Source organism: Streptomyces sp. NBC_01384 (assembly GCF_045040035.1).
GTDB lineage: Bacteria > Actinomycetota > Actinomycetes > Streptomycetales > Streptomycetaceae > Streptomyces.
Genome location: NZ_CP109559.1, coordinates 9936482 through 9950857, shown reverse-complemented (window position 1 = coordinate 9950857; position 14376 = coordinate 9936482). Strand labels below are relative to the sequence as shown.

Genomic DNA, 14376 nt, shown 5'->3' with positions numbered 1-14376 from the left:
GCACATCATCTCGGCAAAGCCAGCCGAGTGTTCTCCAGCGGTCCCGCGATGCGACAGCAGCGCGGGACCGCTTGGCGTGCTGTTCACACTTGCGGTGTCCACGGTCCCGGTACCGTCGCAACAGAACCGGTCGGGGGCGTGGTGAAGGCCGATGCACGGCGTGTGACACTGAGTGACGTCGCCGCGGCGAGCGGAGTGTCGCGGGCGACCGTGAGCTTCGTACTCAACGACGATCCGAACCAGACGATCTCGGCGGCCACGCGTGAGCGCGTACGCCGGGCAGCACGCGACCTGCGGTTACGCGCCGCACGGGATCGCGCGGGCGCTGCGCGAGGGCTCCTTCCGGATCGTCGTCCTCAATGTCGACTGGGGGCTTGAGGGCAACTACTCCCGCAGCTACATCCGGGGCCTCGACGACGAGCTCGCCGCGCACGACCATGTCCTGCTCGTCCGGCACGGGCATGCCACACCACAGTCGACGCAGCAGGTGCTCGACGCGATCGCGCCCCGCGCCGTACTGCGGTTCGCCGCGCATCTGACCGGCCACGAGTCGGCGGGCGGCGGCGACTGGAAGGACGGGTTCGCCGCGAACGTCGCCCTGCAGATCCGCTACCTCGTCGACCGCGGCCACCGCCACATCGCGATGGCGCTGCCGGACCACGACTCCCCGCTGCTGGAGGCGCGCCTGCGCTTCGCCCGGGAGACCACCGCCGTTCCAGCCCCACGACGGCGGGATCGAAACGACGGTCGGCCGGCGGTCTGCGCACCACGGCCAAGGGGTCCGTCGGCTGCGCCGTCGCCGCCGGGGTTCTGTCCTCCGCGGTGCTGTATCTCGCGGACCTGTTCACCCTGCGCCGCTTCCCGGCCCCGGCCTTCGGTCTCTTCATGAGCGTCAACCCCGTCCTCGCCGGTCTGGTCAAGTAGATCGTCCTGGGCCAGTGCCTGGGATGGACAGAGTGGGCCGCCATCGGCGCGATCGGCGCGGCCGACGCGCTCGGCATCCTCACGTCGCGGACCTGACGGACATCGGCGCCACCCCCCTCCCCAGAAGAACGTTTCGGCAGTACGCCACGTCACGCCACCCCTTCCGCAAGGAAGAAATATCTACCAGCATGAACGCGCCGGGTTGGCGCCCAGATGCGGCTTCGCATCTGACCGCGTCGCTCCATGCCTGGTCAGACGGCCTGCCAATGCCCTGGAGTTGCTCATGCCGGATGCAAAGTGTCGAGTGGCTCGCGGCAGCCGCTGCGGACCCCCGGGCCTGCAAGCGGGAGTGGGGCCAGGGACCGGGGACCGTACTCATGGAGGCCGGGCGGTTCTGGGACGTACTCAGCGTTCCCGAGCAACTCGGCCTGCTGGCGCTGGACATCCTGTGGAACGAGCCCCTGCACGCGCCAGGGCCGACCTTGGCGGACACCGCGGCCCGCAGAGTGGGCTTCTTCCTGCCGCCGGATCCGGCCAGCCGCTGGATCGGATCCGGGCTCCGCCATGCCGGCAAGGGCTCGTGGGTCGCCGTACCAGCGCCCTACCGCGCCGCGAGGTACCTGGAGTGGATCATCCCACCCGACGGCAGCGGGGCCCTCCATGCCGCCGTCGCCCTGGAAGCGGCACTGCAGCAGGCCAATGGAACGCTCGCCGTCCTGGCGCCCCTGCACGGCGGGTGAGGCCGACCCCGCGACACCGCGCAGAGGGGCTCACCACCCCAGCAGACCACGGGATACGGGGTACGGCGGGTACAGGGAGGGGACGGCGGGGGGACGGGTCCGGCGGCTCCTCGTCCCGCCGGTCCCGCCGGTCCCGCCGGTCCCGCTCTTGCGTCCTGGTGTCCGACGGTCACGGCGGCGGTCTCGGCCCTTGGCCCGCCACTCCGCGACCAGTTGGGTGCGCAGTGGCGGATGTGCCGGACGCCCGTCCGTCAGTTCGGCGTAGCGGCGACCCGCGACGGCGCTCACCGGGTCGAGTGAGCGCGCCGCCCATTCGGAGTCACGGCGCGGTCCGAGCAGCATCGTCACCCATCGTTGCGGTCCGCGGGCGTGGTGGGCGTGGTGCGCGTCAGCTCCGTGCGCCGGAAGCGGCAGCGGTTCCCGCCTCCGTACGGGACGAGTCGTCGCCCGCGCGGGCTCCGCCGGAGACCCGTCCGGCGCGCTGGACGGGAACGAGCAGGCCTGCCAGCGCCGCGGCCAGGCAGAGCAGGGCGAGCAGGGTGAACCCGTGGGTGTATCCGGACTCGTAGGGAACCTTCTCCTCCACCGGGAGGCATCAGTGACGGCTCAGCCGTTCCCCGTCAGCGGGATCGTGGCGTCCCGGCGCCCACACCGCAAAGACGCCGCGCGCAACTACGACGCCCTGCTGGCCGCCGCGCGCGAGGCGTTCGCGGAGCACGGCGCGGAGGCGTCCCTGGAGGACATCGCCCGGCGTGCGGGCGTCGGCATCGGCACCCTCTACCGGAACTTCCCCACCCGCCGTCACCTCTTCGAGAGCGTCTACGCGGACGAGGTGGACGCCCTGTGCCGGGTGGCTCAGGAAGTCACCGTGCTGGAGCCGTGGGAAGCGCTGACCTCGTGGCTGCGGCGGTTCGTGGACTACACCGTGACCAAGCGTGCCATCCGCGAGGCGCTCACCAACGAGTCGGAGATCTTCCTGGCCTGCCGGGACTCGATGTACCAGGCGGGCGGCCCGCTGTTCGAGCGGGCACAGAAGGCCGGCGAGGCGCGCGCGGACATGGACTTCGACGACCTGCTGCGCATGGTCGCCGGGATCACCTCGACGAACTTCCTCGACGACACCCAGCGCGACCGGGTCCTCACGGTCGCGCTGGACGGCGTCCGCGCCGCGCGCTGACATCGGCCCGGGGCAGGCAGGAGGGAGCCCCTACCCTTTCGTGAGCCCCGTCGCCCACACCACACTTACCCTCCAGTAATATCTCGCGGCAGTCCCCTGGAGGAGGAGCCGTGCCACGGTCGGAACGCTCAGCTCTGTTGCTCGCCGGCCTGCTGGCCACCGCGGGTGTCGGTCACTTCGTGTCGCCACGGCAGTTCGACGCGACCATTCCGCGGGCTCTGCCGGGGGCGCCCCGGACCTGGACGTACGCGAGCGGTGTCGCCGAACTGACGCTGGCCGCCGGGGTGGCGGTGCCCCGTACCCGGCGGGTGGCCGCGCGCGGCCTTCTTCGTCGGGGTGTTCCCCGCCAACGTCCAGATGGCCGTGGACTGGCGCCGGCGTCCCGCTCCGCAGAAGGTCGCGGCGATCGCGCGACTCCCCTTGCAGGTGCCCCTTGTACTGTGGGCACGCAGCGTTGCCAAGGATGGGAAGAGTCAGTCATGACGCGTGGTGTGGATGTGGGCGACAAGATCGAGGACTTCGCCCTGCCGGACGAGACCGGTACGGAGCGCAAGCTGACCGAGCTGCTCGGCGAGGGACCGGTCGTGCTGTTCTTCTACCCCGCCGCCCTCTCCGCCGGCTGCACCACCGAGGCGTGCCACTTCCGCGATCTGGCCGCCGAGTTCACCGCCGCCGGCGGGCGGCCGGTCGGCATCAGTGGTGACGCGGTCGACAAGCAGCAGGAGTTCGCCGGGCGTCACACGCTCGGGTACCCGCTGCTGTCCGATGCCGACGGCACGGTCCGCGAGCGGTTCGGAGTCAAGCGCGGCTTCTCCCTGGCACCCACGAAGCGGGTCACCTTCGTCATCGCGCAGGACCGCACCGTCCTGGAGGTGGTGCGCAGCGAACTGCGGATGAGCGCCCACGCGGACCGGGCCCTCGCCGCGCTGCGGGCCCATCAGGGCTGACCTTCGGCTCCCCCGCGGCGGCCGGATCGTCCTGCCTCGCCCCGGCGCGCCCGCGTCACTCGCCCGTGGCCGGCGGGCCGACGACATGAAGGTCGTAGGCGCCCACCAGGCCGGCAGCGGCGTCGAGGCCGAGGGACGGGGGCAGTTCACCGGCAAAGGCCACCGGGGTGCCGTTGCGGGTGAACCATTCCGCGACCCCGGTGGGCACCGAGGTCACGAGCAGACGGGATTCCGGGCTGCGCACGACATGGCGGCGCGGGACGCCGCGCGGACCGAAAGCGACGTCGCCCGGACCGAGGTCGTAGCGCTGCTCTCCGACGAAGAAGGTGATCTCACCTTCGAGTACGGCCCAGATCTCATCGTCATGGGCGTCCACGTGCATGCTGATCCTTCTCTTCGTGGGGCGATCGGGCGGGACCTCGTCCATTGTGCGAAGCGGTGGCTCGACTCAGCTTCAGTCATCTGACTGGTCCGTCCGACAGGCATGGCTCGACCATGATCAACTCGCTGTGGTCGCCACGCTGCACCCTTTCGTACGGCCTCTGCTGCCCGGCCTGGACCGGCTGCCGCGCGGGTCAGCACTGCGCCGAGGCCGGAAGATCGGCCCGGTCGTCACCGCGGAGGTACAGGGCGCTGACCCAGCCGTTGCCGATGCCGGGGCCGCCGGAGAGATGGATCCAGATGTGGCTGGTGGAGCCGTGGTCCGTGATGGTCTGCCCGTGGGTCCAGCAGTACGCGGTGTAGGACTGACCTGCGGTCAGGGTGGCCAGGTAGGCGCTGTCCTTCGTCGGCAGCTTGCGGACCTTGACGTTCTCGTAGGGCACGACGGTGTACGACTGCTCGGCGGGCGCGGCAGGCGCGGCGGGCGCGGCAGCGGCCAGGCCGGCCGGGACGAGGAAGGCGAGCGTCGCGGCGCACGTGCTGATGACGGCCGGAATACGGCGCATGAGGAATTCCCCCTGTGTGTGGTGTTGCGCTTTCGACCACCGCCACAGTGGGCGCCGACGGAGCACGGCGGCAATGCCATTCAACGGTGTTCGAAGTGAGCGCACGGCCGCGGAAGATGGAGCGCGGGTGTACTGCCGTTGTCCCTTCGGTGGTCGGCGGGCGTCCATATGTCCGAGTCCATGATCTTGCTCCCTGTGGGGCCTACGCAGTGGTTACGCTCCCCAGCGGACGGATCCGATGGGGGCGGGACGGCGGTCCTCATGACGGGAATGGCTCACTGTGCGTAGGCAGCGGCAGGCATCGGGCGGGAACGGCAGGACCGGGGACCACGGCCGGGGAGCCGTCGGCCGGGACACGGCCTCGGCCGCCAGGAGCGGCGCGGAGGTCACGGCGCCGCACCTGGCGTCCCCGACACCCGGCCCCGGGATGACTCCGCAGGCGCTGCTGGCCCTGCAGCGGAACGCGGGCAACGCGGCGACCGCGCGCGCACTGCGCGGACGGCTCCCGGCCGCCGAGGGCGTGGCGGGCACCACGCGCGCGCCGAGGCCCGCCCCTGCCGTACTGCCCAGCCTCGAAGAACTGCCCGAGAGCAGTGCCGCCACCCGGCTGCCCGCGGTGCTTCCCGCGCTCGAAGAGGCGGCGGAGGAGTCCGAGGAAGGCGCAAAGAACGCCCCGCCGCGTGCCGTCACCACGACACGCCCCCGTCGGACGGGCACGCGTCGGCCGATCGCCGGCGGATCCGGCGCCTCCCATCCGCCGCTCGGACTGCCGCCGTACCTGCGGGAGTTACGGGCGGCGGGGCTCTCCACGGCGTACGGGCTCACCGGGCACGAGTTCGTGTCCACCGCCCTCGGGACGGTCGTCGGACGGTCCGACGGGACGGTGGCCGAGATACGCGAGGAACTGGCCGGGCGGCCGGAGACGTTCTACGGCCAGGGCCGCTCCTTCGCCGTCGAGGGCCCGGAGGGCAAGGGGTGGTACGACGTCACCGTCACCATCTCCCGGGACGGCACCGACCTGCCCGAGACCTTCGTCTCCCCCGAGGCCGCGAAGGCTCAGGCCGCGGCCGTGCAACAGGCCAAGGCCATGGCCGCGTTGCTGACCGAGTCGGAGGCCGCCATGGGCAAGGGGAAAGGGAAGGCGCGAGCCGACGATCACGACGGCGGCACCGGCACCGGCACCAAGGTCGCCCCCCGGCAGGCCGCCCAGGACGCGCGGATGGCCGAGGGCGCCAACATCAAGGTGGACACCCAGCACAACACCTCGGGCGTGGTGAGCCACTCCTCGGGCGGTTCGTCCAGCAAGGGTGTCAACTTCATGGCGTTCGGGCTGGCGCCGGTCGTCCCGGGCGTCTGGCTCGGCGGGGCGGTCATGGCCAACGCGCAGCCGTTCCAGTCCTCCACCGACTCCCGTGTGCAGAAGACCATGTCCGAACCGCGGGTGCTGCGCAGCGACAAGGGGTCCGTCGAGATGCGGCGCCAGGTGCGCTACGGCGTACGGGTCCAGCCCCAGGACGAGGGGCGGGGCGGCCGGGCGCGGACGTTCAGCGGCGCCGGGTCCCTCATGATGCGGGTGCCCACCGAACACCTGGTGCCGGTCACCGCCGAGGCACCCGCGCGGCCGCGCCCCCTCAGTACAGGGACCGCCCGCAGCGTACGGCTCGCGGACTCGCTGGCCCCGGTCGCCCTGGACGACGCCGCGGCCCCTCATCCGGGCGGCGGCGGTCTGTTCGACACGGTCCGCTCCGTGCTGCACCCCTCCCTGACCTCCCGCGGTGCGCCCGGTCGGGCCCGGCTCCACGACGCCACCTCCGCCACGACCGTCCTGGAGGACCTGCCCCGGCTGCTGAGCGGCTGGGTGATCGGGGAGGATCTCGTCTCCAAGGACGGCAGTGCCACGGGCACCTACCGGATGCGCGCCGACCTCACCGCCCTGTCGCCCACCTGGACGACCGGCAAGACCCAACTGCGTACGCACCAGCAGGCACAGCACTCGGTGTCCCACACGGCGGCCAAGGGCCGAGGGGGGACCTTCGGCGCGGGCCCGGCGGCGGGGTTCGGCGTGCTGGGCAACGCCGCAGCGGTGCGCGCGACGGTCATGCCCACGGCCGGCGCGCGCAAAGCGCGGTTCACGGTGGCCGAGCAGACGGTGTCGAGCCGTCAGGGCGCCGAGGTCAGGGGCGACAAGGTGCTCTACCTCGGCAAGGTGCGGTTCAGCGTCGAGGGGACCGGACCGCTCTCCCCCGCCATGAAGGTGCGCTCCGGGACCCGCACGGCCCGGCACTCGATGGATGTGTGGGTCAGTCTGCGCGCCGACGAGGCCCGGTCGCTGGGCCTCGAACTGCCCGAAGGCGTCACGGCGGGCTCCATGATCAGGGAGCCGGGAACGGACGCGGACGGAAAGAAGCTCGACCGGCGGCAAGGGGAAGAGTCACGGGACGGAGCCGGGTCGTCGGCCGGTACGGACACCGAGCGCCATCTGCCGTTCGGGGCCATGGGGTCGAGCGTGGCGATCAGCCAGCTGGACACCGCTCCCCTGCTCTCCGGCATCGAGCGGCTCTTCGCCACCGATCAGCGACTCACGGGCTATCTGCCCGCGTTCGGCGCGGGGGCGGGGACCGAGGTGAGCCGCGAGGAGGGCGAGGTGCAGCGGCGCAACTACCGCGAGCTGATCACCGTACTCTCGGAGACCAACCTGCGGGTCAACAAGGACCAGCTGCTCTCCTCCGGGATCCGGGTCCGGATGCGGCGCAAGAGCCGATGGCACGCGCACGACGTCCAGATCAAGGTCGCCGGCGCCCTGCGCGAGACGGGCTACCAGGGGGAGACGAAGGACTGGCTGGTGCGCAGCCACAGCGGCGTCAGCAGCAACTCGCAGAGCGGGCGGTCCAGTTCACGGTCGATCGGCGGACTGGCGCTCGGCCAGTTCCGGCTGATCCCCGGTGCCCTGTCCGCCACGGTGCGTGGCGAGCGGACCCGGCAGAGCACCCGGCGCAACCAGGCGGGTCCGGCGACACGCTCCGACGTGCTCACCAACGGCGGTGCGAACACCAGCGCGTTCGGTGGCGCCCTGCGCCTGGACGTGGACGTCACCATGACGACACGGGAGCGGACCGCCAAACGTGCCCTCACCCCGGGCATGCCGGGGCGGGACGCACCCGACGCCGTGCACATCGCCTCGACCGCGGACACCGAGGCGCTCGACCTGGCCGAGCAGGACGTACGGCTGCTCACCCCGACCGCGTTCACCCTGGACACCGCCGGGAAGGACCGGCTGACGGCCAGGACCGGCAGGCGCACCGCCGGACTGGCGCCGCCGCAGCGGCAGTTCAACGCGTCGGGCATCGGCGATCTGTCGACCATGGCGCCGCGCTCGATCGCGGGCCGGGCGGTCCGGGACTGGACGCTGGTGGAGACCGTCGGAGGCGGTGGACCGGTCCGGGACCTCGCCTTCGAGCTCCTGTCGCGGGCCGCGAGCCGCAATCGGGAACTGCGGGAGGACCTCGCACTGCAGACGGAGGGCCTCGCGCCACGGCTGGCGATCGAGGAACGCTTCAGTCCGCAGGCCATCACCTCGGCGCTGCGCCAGGCGGTGTCCTCCGGGTGGGTGGTGAAGAACCTGCAGTACCCCCGCAGGCTCCACGCGCTCAACGGCGCGATCGGCACCCGGTTCGCCCTCACCAACCCGGAGGTGGTGGCGGAGGGCACCGGGGCGGGTACCGAGACGTTCCTGCTCGGCGGCCACCAGATGACCGGGCAGGAGGGCAGCGGTACCTCCACGACCGTGCAGGGCGGCGCCCTCGGATCGGAGAACGGCGCCGGCTGGCGGCTGGGCGAGGGCGTGTCGGCCGGACGGAGCCTGGGCCGGAGCGCGGCGACGGCGACGACGCTGAGCGGCACCGTCGAACGCAACGCCCACACTCCGCGCACCCGGCCCCTCTACCTGGTCCACTGCGACCTGGTGGTCCGGATGGTCAGCGAGGTCAAGGTCACGGGAGGCGGCCCGTACGTCGCGAAGGGCGAGCGGACACTGCCCGCCGCGGCCGCCGTCTGGCTCACCCAGGAGCAGTTGGCGGCGGCGGGCCTGCGCGTTCCCGGGGCCGCCGGGCAGACGTCCTCGCAGGAGGAGTCCGCACGCCGGGGTACGGAGTCCAAGGGCCAGGAATCCAAGGGCAAAGAGTCCAAGGGCAAGGGGAAGGCCGCCCAGGAGCAGACCGAGACGTCCCGGAGCGGGGAGTCGTCGAGCACGACCGCCCCGGCGGCGCCCGCCCTCGCCCAGGAGTTGCCGCTCGGCTTCGGCATGATCGAGGAACTGCCCGACTTCGTTCCCCTGCTCGAGCGGCTGCGCGCCGACGTCGGGCGGCGTGACCGGTCTCTCGCCGACGAACTGCTGCCGAAGCAGCAACTGGCCGATCCGCACGACAACATGCAACGGCTGCTGCGTGTCCTGGACCGGGACGGGTCGGCCGGGCTGCTCTCCGGGGCCATGGACGGCGGGGTGCCCGTCGAACTGTTCCGCGGCCGCAACACACCGTACTGGGCCGTGTTCCGCATACGCCGCACCCGGCAGGGCACGTCCGAGGGCGAGGCGAAGGACGGCCGCGACATGGAGTACATCACCTCGGCCGCCACGCAGCGGGCGGACACCCGCGAGACGAGCGACACGCGGACCGTCGAGGGGGTCGTGGCCGGAGCGGGCAAGCCGGAGGGCGGCGGTGGTCCGCTCAAGAGCGTTGGCGGCTCCGGCGGGCTCGGCGTCGGCGTCAGCGATGTCACGAAGTCAGCCACCGTGGGGCGGGGTCAGCTCGGCATGAAGACCGTCGCCGAGGCCTCCGCCCGTTCCGTCAGAATGCGGGTGCCGATCGAGGCGACCCTCGAACTGCACTCGTCCCGTGGGCGGGTGGGCCTCGCCGCCCTCGGCGGCCAGTCCCTGGTCCACCGCGTTCTGGTCAAGGACCTCGAGGCACTGTCCCGGCTGCGGCCGGTGCCGCGCGCGGAGGCGGGACAGGCGTTCCTGCGGCAGGACGACGCCGAAGCGAGCCGACTGGGGCCCTGGCACGGCCGCGGGGTGAGCCTGCCGATGGAGGCGCAGGTCAACGGGTTCCGCGGCGCTCCCGAGATCCGCAGGGTGATCGACGACGCGGTACGGGCGGCGCACGGCGGGGAGCGCTACCGCAAGACGGGCGACGCGGCGGCGTACGCCCAGCGCGAGGCGGTGTCCACCGAGTGGCTGATCTCCGCCCTGCCACTGCTCACCGCGGCGGGGGTCGACCTTCCCGTCGTGCACGCCTCCGGCGCGCAGGGGCAGGATCTGCGGACCTCACTGCACGCCCGGCTGCGCGCCGGCCGTGTGCTGGGCGTCGGCGACAAGATGACCTTCGAGACGGTGGCGCAGAGCGCCCTGGACTCGCCCCGGCCCACGGGCACGGACCACCAGCAGGCGGTGGAGCACAACAAGTCGGTACGGGGACTGGGCGGCGCCGGTGTGCTCAACGCGGACGAGTTCCGGATGAACCAGCTCCTCGGCAACGTCGACCAGGTCGGCGGCGCCACCGACACCTCGGCCCACGGGTCCGGCTCGATGCCTCTGCACAAGCCCAAGTTCGAGGCGACGCTGGTGCAGTTCACCCTGGACGTGCGGGTGGTGGCCCGGGTGAGCAACCGGGGCCGCTCCGGCGCCCCCTCCGTCGCCGTACGGGACTTCACCGTCCCCACTCCGGTGGTCGTGCGGATCCCGGCGCCCGTGGCCCGCCGTATGCTCCAGGACCCGTCCAACCACACCAAGCTCCACGACCCGGACGGCCGCCTCACGTCCTGATGTCGGGGGCGTGTCAGAAGCCCGGCTCCTCCACCGGATCCGCCGGCCGCTCGCCGATGACCGTGGTGAGCTCCGTCCTGCGGCGGATGCCCAGCTTGCGGTAGGCACTGGTCAGATGGGTCTCGACGGTGCGTCGGGCCAGGTGCAGGAGTTCGGCTATCTCGGCGTTCGTCCGCCCGTCGGCCGCGAGGGCGGCGATCCTGCGTTCACTGCCGGTCAGCGCCTCCCATCCGGTGAGCGCGGTCGCCGAGCCGCGGGAGCGGCCTTCGGGGAGAACCTCCTCGGCCAGCGCCCGCATCCGTACCGCGCCCAGCCGTTCGGCGTGCTCGGCCGCCTCGCGCAGCGCGTCGCGGGCCCGGCTCCGGTCCCCGGCCGCGACGAGCTGACGCCCCTGTCCGATCAGGGCGGGGATCAACTCGGTCTGCGCGGAGGCGTCCCGCAGGATGCGTACGGCACGATCGGCGAGTTCCAGACCGCGACGGCCCCCGGTCGCGGTGGCCAGCCCGCGCAGCGCCCGGCCCACCAGCCGGGGGGTGTCCCACACCTGGGCGAGCCTCAGTTCTTCACGGGCCAGCGTGAGGGCCTCCTGCGGACGGCCCAGCGCGCTGCGGCACTCGGCCGCCGCGGTCCGCCAGGGCGTGACCACGGGGCTCACCACGTCCCGTGCCGTCTGCCGGCGGCCGCATTCCAGGAAGTCGTCCAGCGCGCCGGCGTGATCCCCCTGCGCGGACCGCAACACGCCCCGCGCGTAGAGGAATCGGTTGAGTTCCCAGGAGTCGTGCGCGTCGCCCAGGTCGAAGCTGTCCGCGAGGCGGGCCGCCTCTTCGGTGCGGCCCGTCTCGACCAGGGCGATCACGGCGTGTCCGTGCGCGTTGGCCGGAGCGGGCCGGTTCCGGGTGGCTTCGGTGACCTGCCAGGCCGCCGGTTCGGCGAGCAGATCGGCGTACTGTCCGCGCGTCGCGGCGATGTCCGCCCGTACGTTGAGCAGCGCCTGGTGCATGGGGTGCAACAGGGACGGGCTCTGCCGGTCCAGTCCCCGGCGTACCAGCCCCTCGGCCTCCGCCAGTTCGTCGGCCCATTGCGCGACGGCGGCGGCCGTACCCAGCAGGAAGGGTTCGGCGAGCGCGTCGATCGGTTCGTCCAGCAGGGCGTGGATCCGTTTCATGGCCGTGGCGGCGGGGATCAGTCCGGCCGTCGCGTCGTAGCGGACCAGAAGGGCCTGCCCTGCCGTTCCGACCAGGTCCGGGGACTGCTCGGCGGCACCGTGCAGCCAGCGGTACGCCTCCTGACGGATGCCCTGGTCGTGGTCCGACAGCAGCGCCGAGGCGGTCTGCAGCAGCCGTGTCAGGTCCGGATGGTCGGTCAGTTGCTCGTCCAGGTCCCGCAGGACGTCCATCGCGGCGCGGGCCTTGCCGCGCCGGGCCAGTACGGTGCCCAGGGCCACGGCCGCCCGTACCCGGTCCTGCGGCATGCCCGGCAGCCGGGTCGCCTCGGTCAGCCGCGGTATCCCGGCCGAGGAGCGGGCGGCGGCGAACTCCAGGGAGCCCAGCTCGGTGAGGACCATGGTCCGGCGGGCGGGCGTCAGCGGTTCGTCCAGCGCACGACGCAGATACGACACGGCCTCGTCGGGCCTGTCGTCCCGCACCGCCACGGACGCGGCGTCCTGCAGCGCCACGGTGGCCCAGGCCGCGCCCACGGCCGGGGTCCGCAGCAGCTGTCCGGCCACCGCTTCGGCGCGGTCGCCACGGCCCAGCATCACTTCGGCCGCCGTACGGTGGGCCGCCTGCCGCCGGACGGTGGGCCAGCCGCTGAGCACCGCGTCCCGCAGCAGCGGGTGGGCGAAGCATGGCCGCCCGTCGGGATCGGGCCGCAGCAGGCCGAGGCGGGTCATGGCGGTCAGCCAGCCGGGCACCCGGGCGGGGTCCGCGCCCGCCGTCTCGGCGAGCAGTTCGGCGAACTCCTCCGCGTGGCCCTCCTCCCACACGTCCGCGTCCAACGCCGCGAGGGCGCGGGCCACCCCTGCCGTCGCCTCTCCGGCGCTGTCCAGCCACCAGGAGACGGCGGCCGGATAGGCACCCGGGTAGAGGGCGGCACAGGTGTCCGGCACGCTCCTGGGGGGCGCGCCGTCCGGTTCCTGTGCGCGGAGGTCGTCGAGCAGGGCGCGCAGCAGCAGGGGGCTGCCCGCGCCGGCCCGGACGCAGTCGTCCACCCAGGCGGGCGTGGCGGCGCCGACGTCCGAACGGACCAGCTGCGCCGCCGCGTTCGCACTCAGCGGGGCGAGGGTGTGGGTGCGCACCAGGGTGGGCGAGAGCGCGTGGGCCAGACCGGCGGACGGCGGGTCGATGTCGTACTGGCTGCGCTCGGTCGCCACCAGGAGGACGGGCAGTGCGTCGATCCGCCGGGCGGCGTCGACGAGCCAGCGGCGCGAGGGTTCGTCGGCGCTGTGGACGTCGTCCACGGCCAGCAGCAGCGGGGCGTGGGCGGCGTGGGAGCGCAGCCGCCTCCAGAGGTGTTCGGCGTAGGACCAGTGGTGCGGGTTGTCGTCGAAAATGTCCGGAAAAAGCTTGGTTCCGGCATCGAATTCGCCGCCCGATGACAGAAGTTGGAGGACCGCCGCGAACTCCCCGGCCTCGCCGTCGGGCGAGCAGCGGGTCCGCAGCACCCGCATGCCACGGGCCGCCGCCCGCTCGGTGACGGCCTCCAGGAGGGCGGTGCGCCCCGTGCCGGTGGCCCCTTTGAGCAGCACCAGACGGCCGGACCCGGCGCAGGCGCGGTCCGCCTCGGCGGCCACCAGCTCCAGGGCCTCCCGTCGTTCACGCAGCGCTTCGGTCTCGCCCATCGATGTCTCCTGTCGTGGACGTTTCATGATCCATCTCGTGGTACGTCTCGTGGTCCTCCACGATTGCGCGAGGCACGCCAAGCACAGAAGTCTGGGACAAGCCCTTCGGCCACTGGCGACACAGGGGCTACCAGCACGTGGATTTGGGAGAAGCGGTTGCGCAGTTCATTACGGACCACTGACGCAGGCGTGTCACAGCGGCCCGCCGACACCGGTGCGGTGGATTCCGGAAACCGCATACCGGTGGTGGTCCAGGCACCCGACCCGATCTCCCGGGCAGGGGTGCGCAGCCAGTTGGGGCAGCACCCGGTGATCGACCTCCTCGACAGTGCGGAGGCCGGGCCCGGCATCGTGGCCGTCCTGGTCAACGAGGGACCGGACGAGACCACGCTGTCCCGGCTGCGCCGACTCGTACGCAGCGACGGGGCGCGTGCCGTGCTGGTCGTGAACGCGATCCGCGAGGCCGAGCTGCTCGACGTCATCGAGTGCGGTGTCGGCGCCATCGTCTGGCGCCACGAGGCCAGTGCGCACCGGTTGGTACAGGCCGTGCTCGCGGCCGCGCGGGGCGACGGGGATCTGCCCGCGGATCTGCTGGGACGCCTCATCACTCAGGTGGGATCGCTCCAGCGCACCGCTTCCGGCCAGACCGGAGTTCCGCTCTCCGGCCTGGTGCCGCGCGAAATCGATGTGCTGAGGCTCGTCGCCGAGGGGCTGGACACCGGGGAGATAGCGAGCAAGCTCTCCTACTCCGAACGTACCGTCAAGAACGTGATGCACGGGCTGACCACCCGGCTCCATCTGCGCAATCGCGCCCACGCCGTGGCCTATGCGCTCAGGGAAGGCTACATCTGAGGCGGGCGATCGTTCGCACGGGGCCTGTCGAACGGGGTACCGAGCGGATCACAGCAGACGGGTACAGAGCGGGTACTCAGCCGGCCCACGGCTGGTACGCGGCAGGACGTGACGGCACGGCGGGAGCACGAC

Annotated in this window: 12 protein-coding genes and 2 pseudogenes; 9 read left to right on the top strand and 5 right to left on the bottom strand. The window is 72.5% G+C overall.

The window, feature by feature from the left end; genetic code table 11:
* Positions 1–48: 48 nt before the first annotated feature.
* The 4 genes and pseudogenes from OG747_RS45740 (at position 49) to OG747_RS45725 (ending at position 1664) form a co-directional block, all read left to right on the top strand.
* Positions 49–378 carry a LacI family DNA-binding transcriptional regulator gene (locus OG747_RS45740; protein ID WP_405886045.1) on the top strand — a complete coding sequence of 110 codons (330 nt, stop codon included), beginning with the start codon at positions 49–51 and terminating at the stop codon, positions 376–378.
* Positions 263–889, top strand: coding sequence for a hypothetical protein (locus tag OG747_RS45735; protein WP_405885270.1), 627 nt, complete (start codon positions 263–265; stop codon positions 887–889). The genes OG747_RS45740 and OG747_RS45735 overlap by 116 nt, the downstream gene beginning before the upstream one ends.
* Positions 781–1020 (top strand): annotated as a pseudogene (locus tag OG747_RS45730) (EamA family transporter); the annotation flags it as partial. The gene OG747_RS45735 and the pseudogene OG747_RS45730, both read left to right, overlap by 109 nt.
* 194 nt (positions 1021–1214) lie before the next feature.
* Positions 1215–1664, top strand: coding sequence for a hypothetical protein (locus OG747_RS45725; RefSeq protein WP_405885269.1), 450 nt, complete (start codon positions 1215–1217; stop codon positions 1662–1664).
* Positions 1665–1694: 30 nt separating this feature from the next.
* Here the strand turns inward: OG747_RS45725 and OG747_RS45720 are convergent, their stop codons facing one another.
* Both OG747_RS45720 and OG747_RS45715 read right to left on the bottom strand, forming a co-directional pair.
* Positions 1695–2006, bottom strand: coding sequence for a hypothetical protein (locus OG747_RS45720; RefSeq protein ID WP_405885268.1), 312 nt, complete (start codon positions 2004–2006; stop codon positions 1695–1697).
* A gap of 46 nt (positions 2007–2052) precedes the next feature.
* Complete coding sequence (locus OG747_RS45715; RefSeq protein ID WP_405885267.1) at positions 2053–2250, bottom strand: hypothetical protein; 198 nt, start codon at positions 2248–2250, stop codon at positions 2053–2055.
* A gap of 12 nt (positions 2251–2262) precedes the next feature.
* Here OG747_RS45715 and OG747_RS45710 point away from each other — a divergent pair, with 12 nt between their 5' ends.
* The 3 genes and pseudogenes from OG747_RS45710 (at position 2263) to OG747_RS45700 (ending at position 3788) form a co-directional block, all read left to right on the top strand.
* Positions 2263–2841: a TetR/AcrR family transcriptional regulator gene (locus OG747_RS45710; RefSeq protein ID WP_405885266.1), complete on the top strand. Its 579-nt coding sequence runs from the start codon at positions 2263–2265 to the stop codon at positions 2839–2841.
* Between the two features lie 110 nt (positions 2842–2951).
* Positions 2952–3324, top strand: a pseudogene (locus OG747_RS45705) (MauE/DoxX family redox-associated membrane protein).
* Complete coding sequence (locus OG747_RS45700; RefSeq protein ID WP_405885265.1) at positions 3321–3788, top strand: peroxiredoxin; 468 nt, start codon at positions 3321–3323, stop codon at positions 3786–3788. The pseudogene OG747_RS45705 and the gene OG747_RS45700 overlap by 4 nt, the downstream one beginning before the upstream one ends.
* A 55-nt stretch (positions 3789–3843) precedes the next feature.
* Here OG747_RS45700 and OG747_RS45695 read toward each other — a convergent pair whose 3' ends face one another.
* A complete protein-coding gene (locus tag OG747_RS45695) occupies positions 3844–4170 on the bottom strand; it encodes a cupin domain-containing protein (protein WP_267060618.1) in 327 nt (108 codons plus the stop codon).
* A gap of 193 nt (positions 4171–4363) precedes the next feature.
* Positions 4364–4735, bottom strand: coding sequence for an SH3 domain-containing protein (locus OG747_RS45690; protein ID WP_405885264.1), 372 nt, complete (start codon positions 4733–4735; stop codon positions 4364–4366).
* 280 nt (positions 4736–5015) lie between these two features.
* On the opposite strand from OG747_RS45690, the gene OG747_RS45685 reads away from it, so the two are divergent.
* The gene (locus tag OG747_RS45685; protein ID WP_405885263.1) at positions 5016–10553 is read left to right on the top strand and encodes a hypothetical protein; all 5538 of its coding nucleotides are present in this window, start codon (positions 5016–5018) and stop codon (positions 10551–10553) included.
* A gap of 13 nt (positions 10554–10566) precedes the next feature.
* Here the strand turns inward: OG747_RS45685 and OG747_RS45680 are convergent, their stop codons facing one another.
* Positions 10567–13392 (bottom strand): AAA family ATPase, encoded by a 2826-nt coding sequence (locus tag OG747_RS45680; RefSeq protein WP_405885262.1) that lies wholly within the window; start codon positions 13390–13392, stop codon positions 10567–10569.
* Positions 13393–13581: 189 nt separating this feature from the next.
* On the opposite strand from OG747_RS45680, the gene OG747_RS45675 reads away from it, so the two are divergent.
* A complete protein-coding gene (locus tag OG747_RS45675; protein WP_405885261.1) occupies positions 13582–14244 on the top strand; it encodes a LuxR C-terminal-related transcriptional regulator in 663 nt (220 codons plus the stop codon).
* Positions 14245–14376 lie beyond the last annotated feature (132 nt).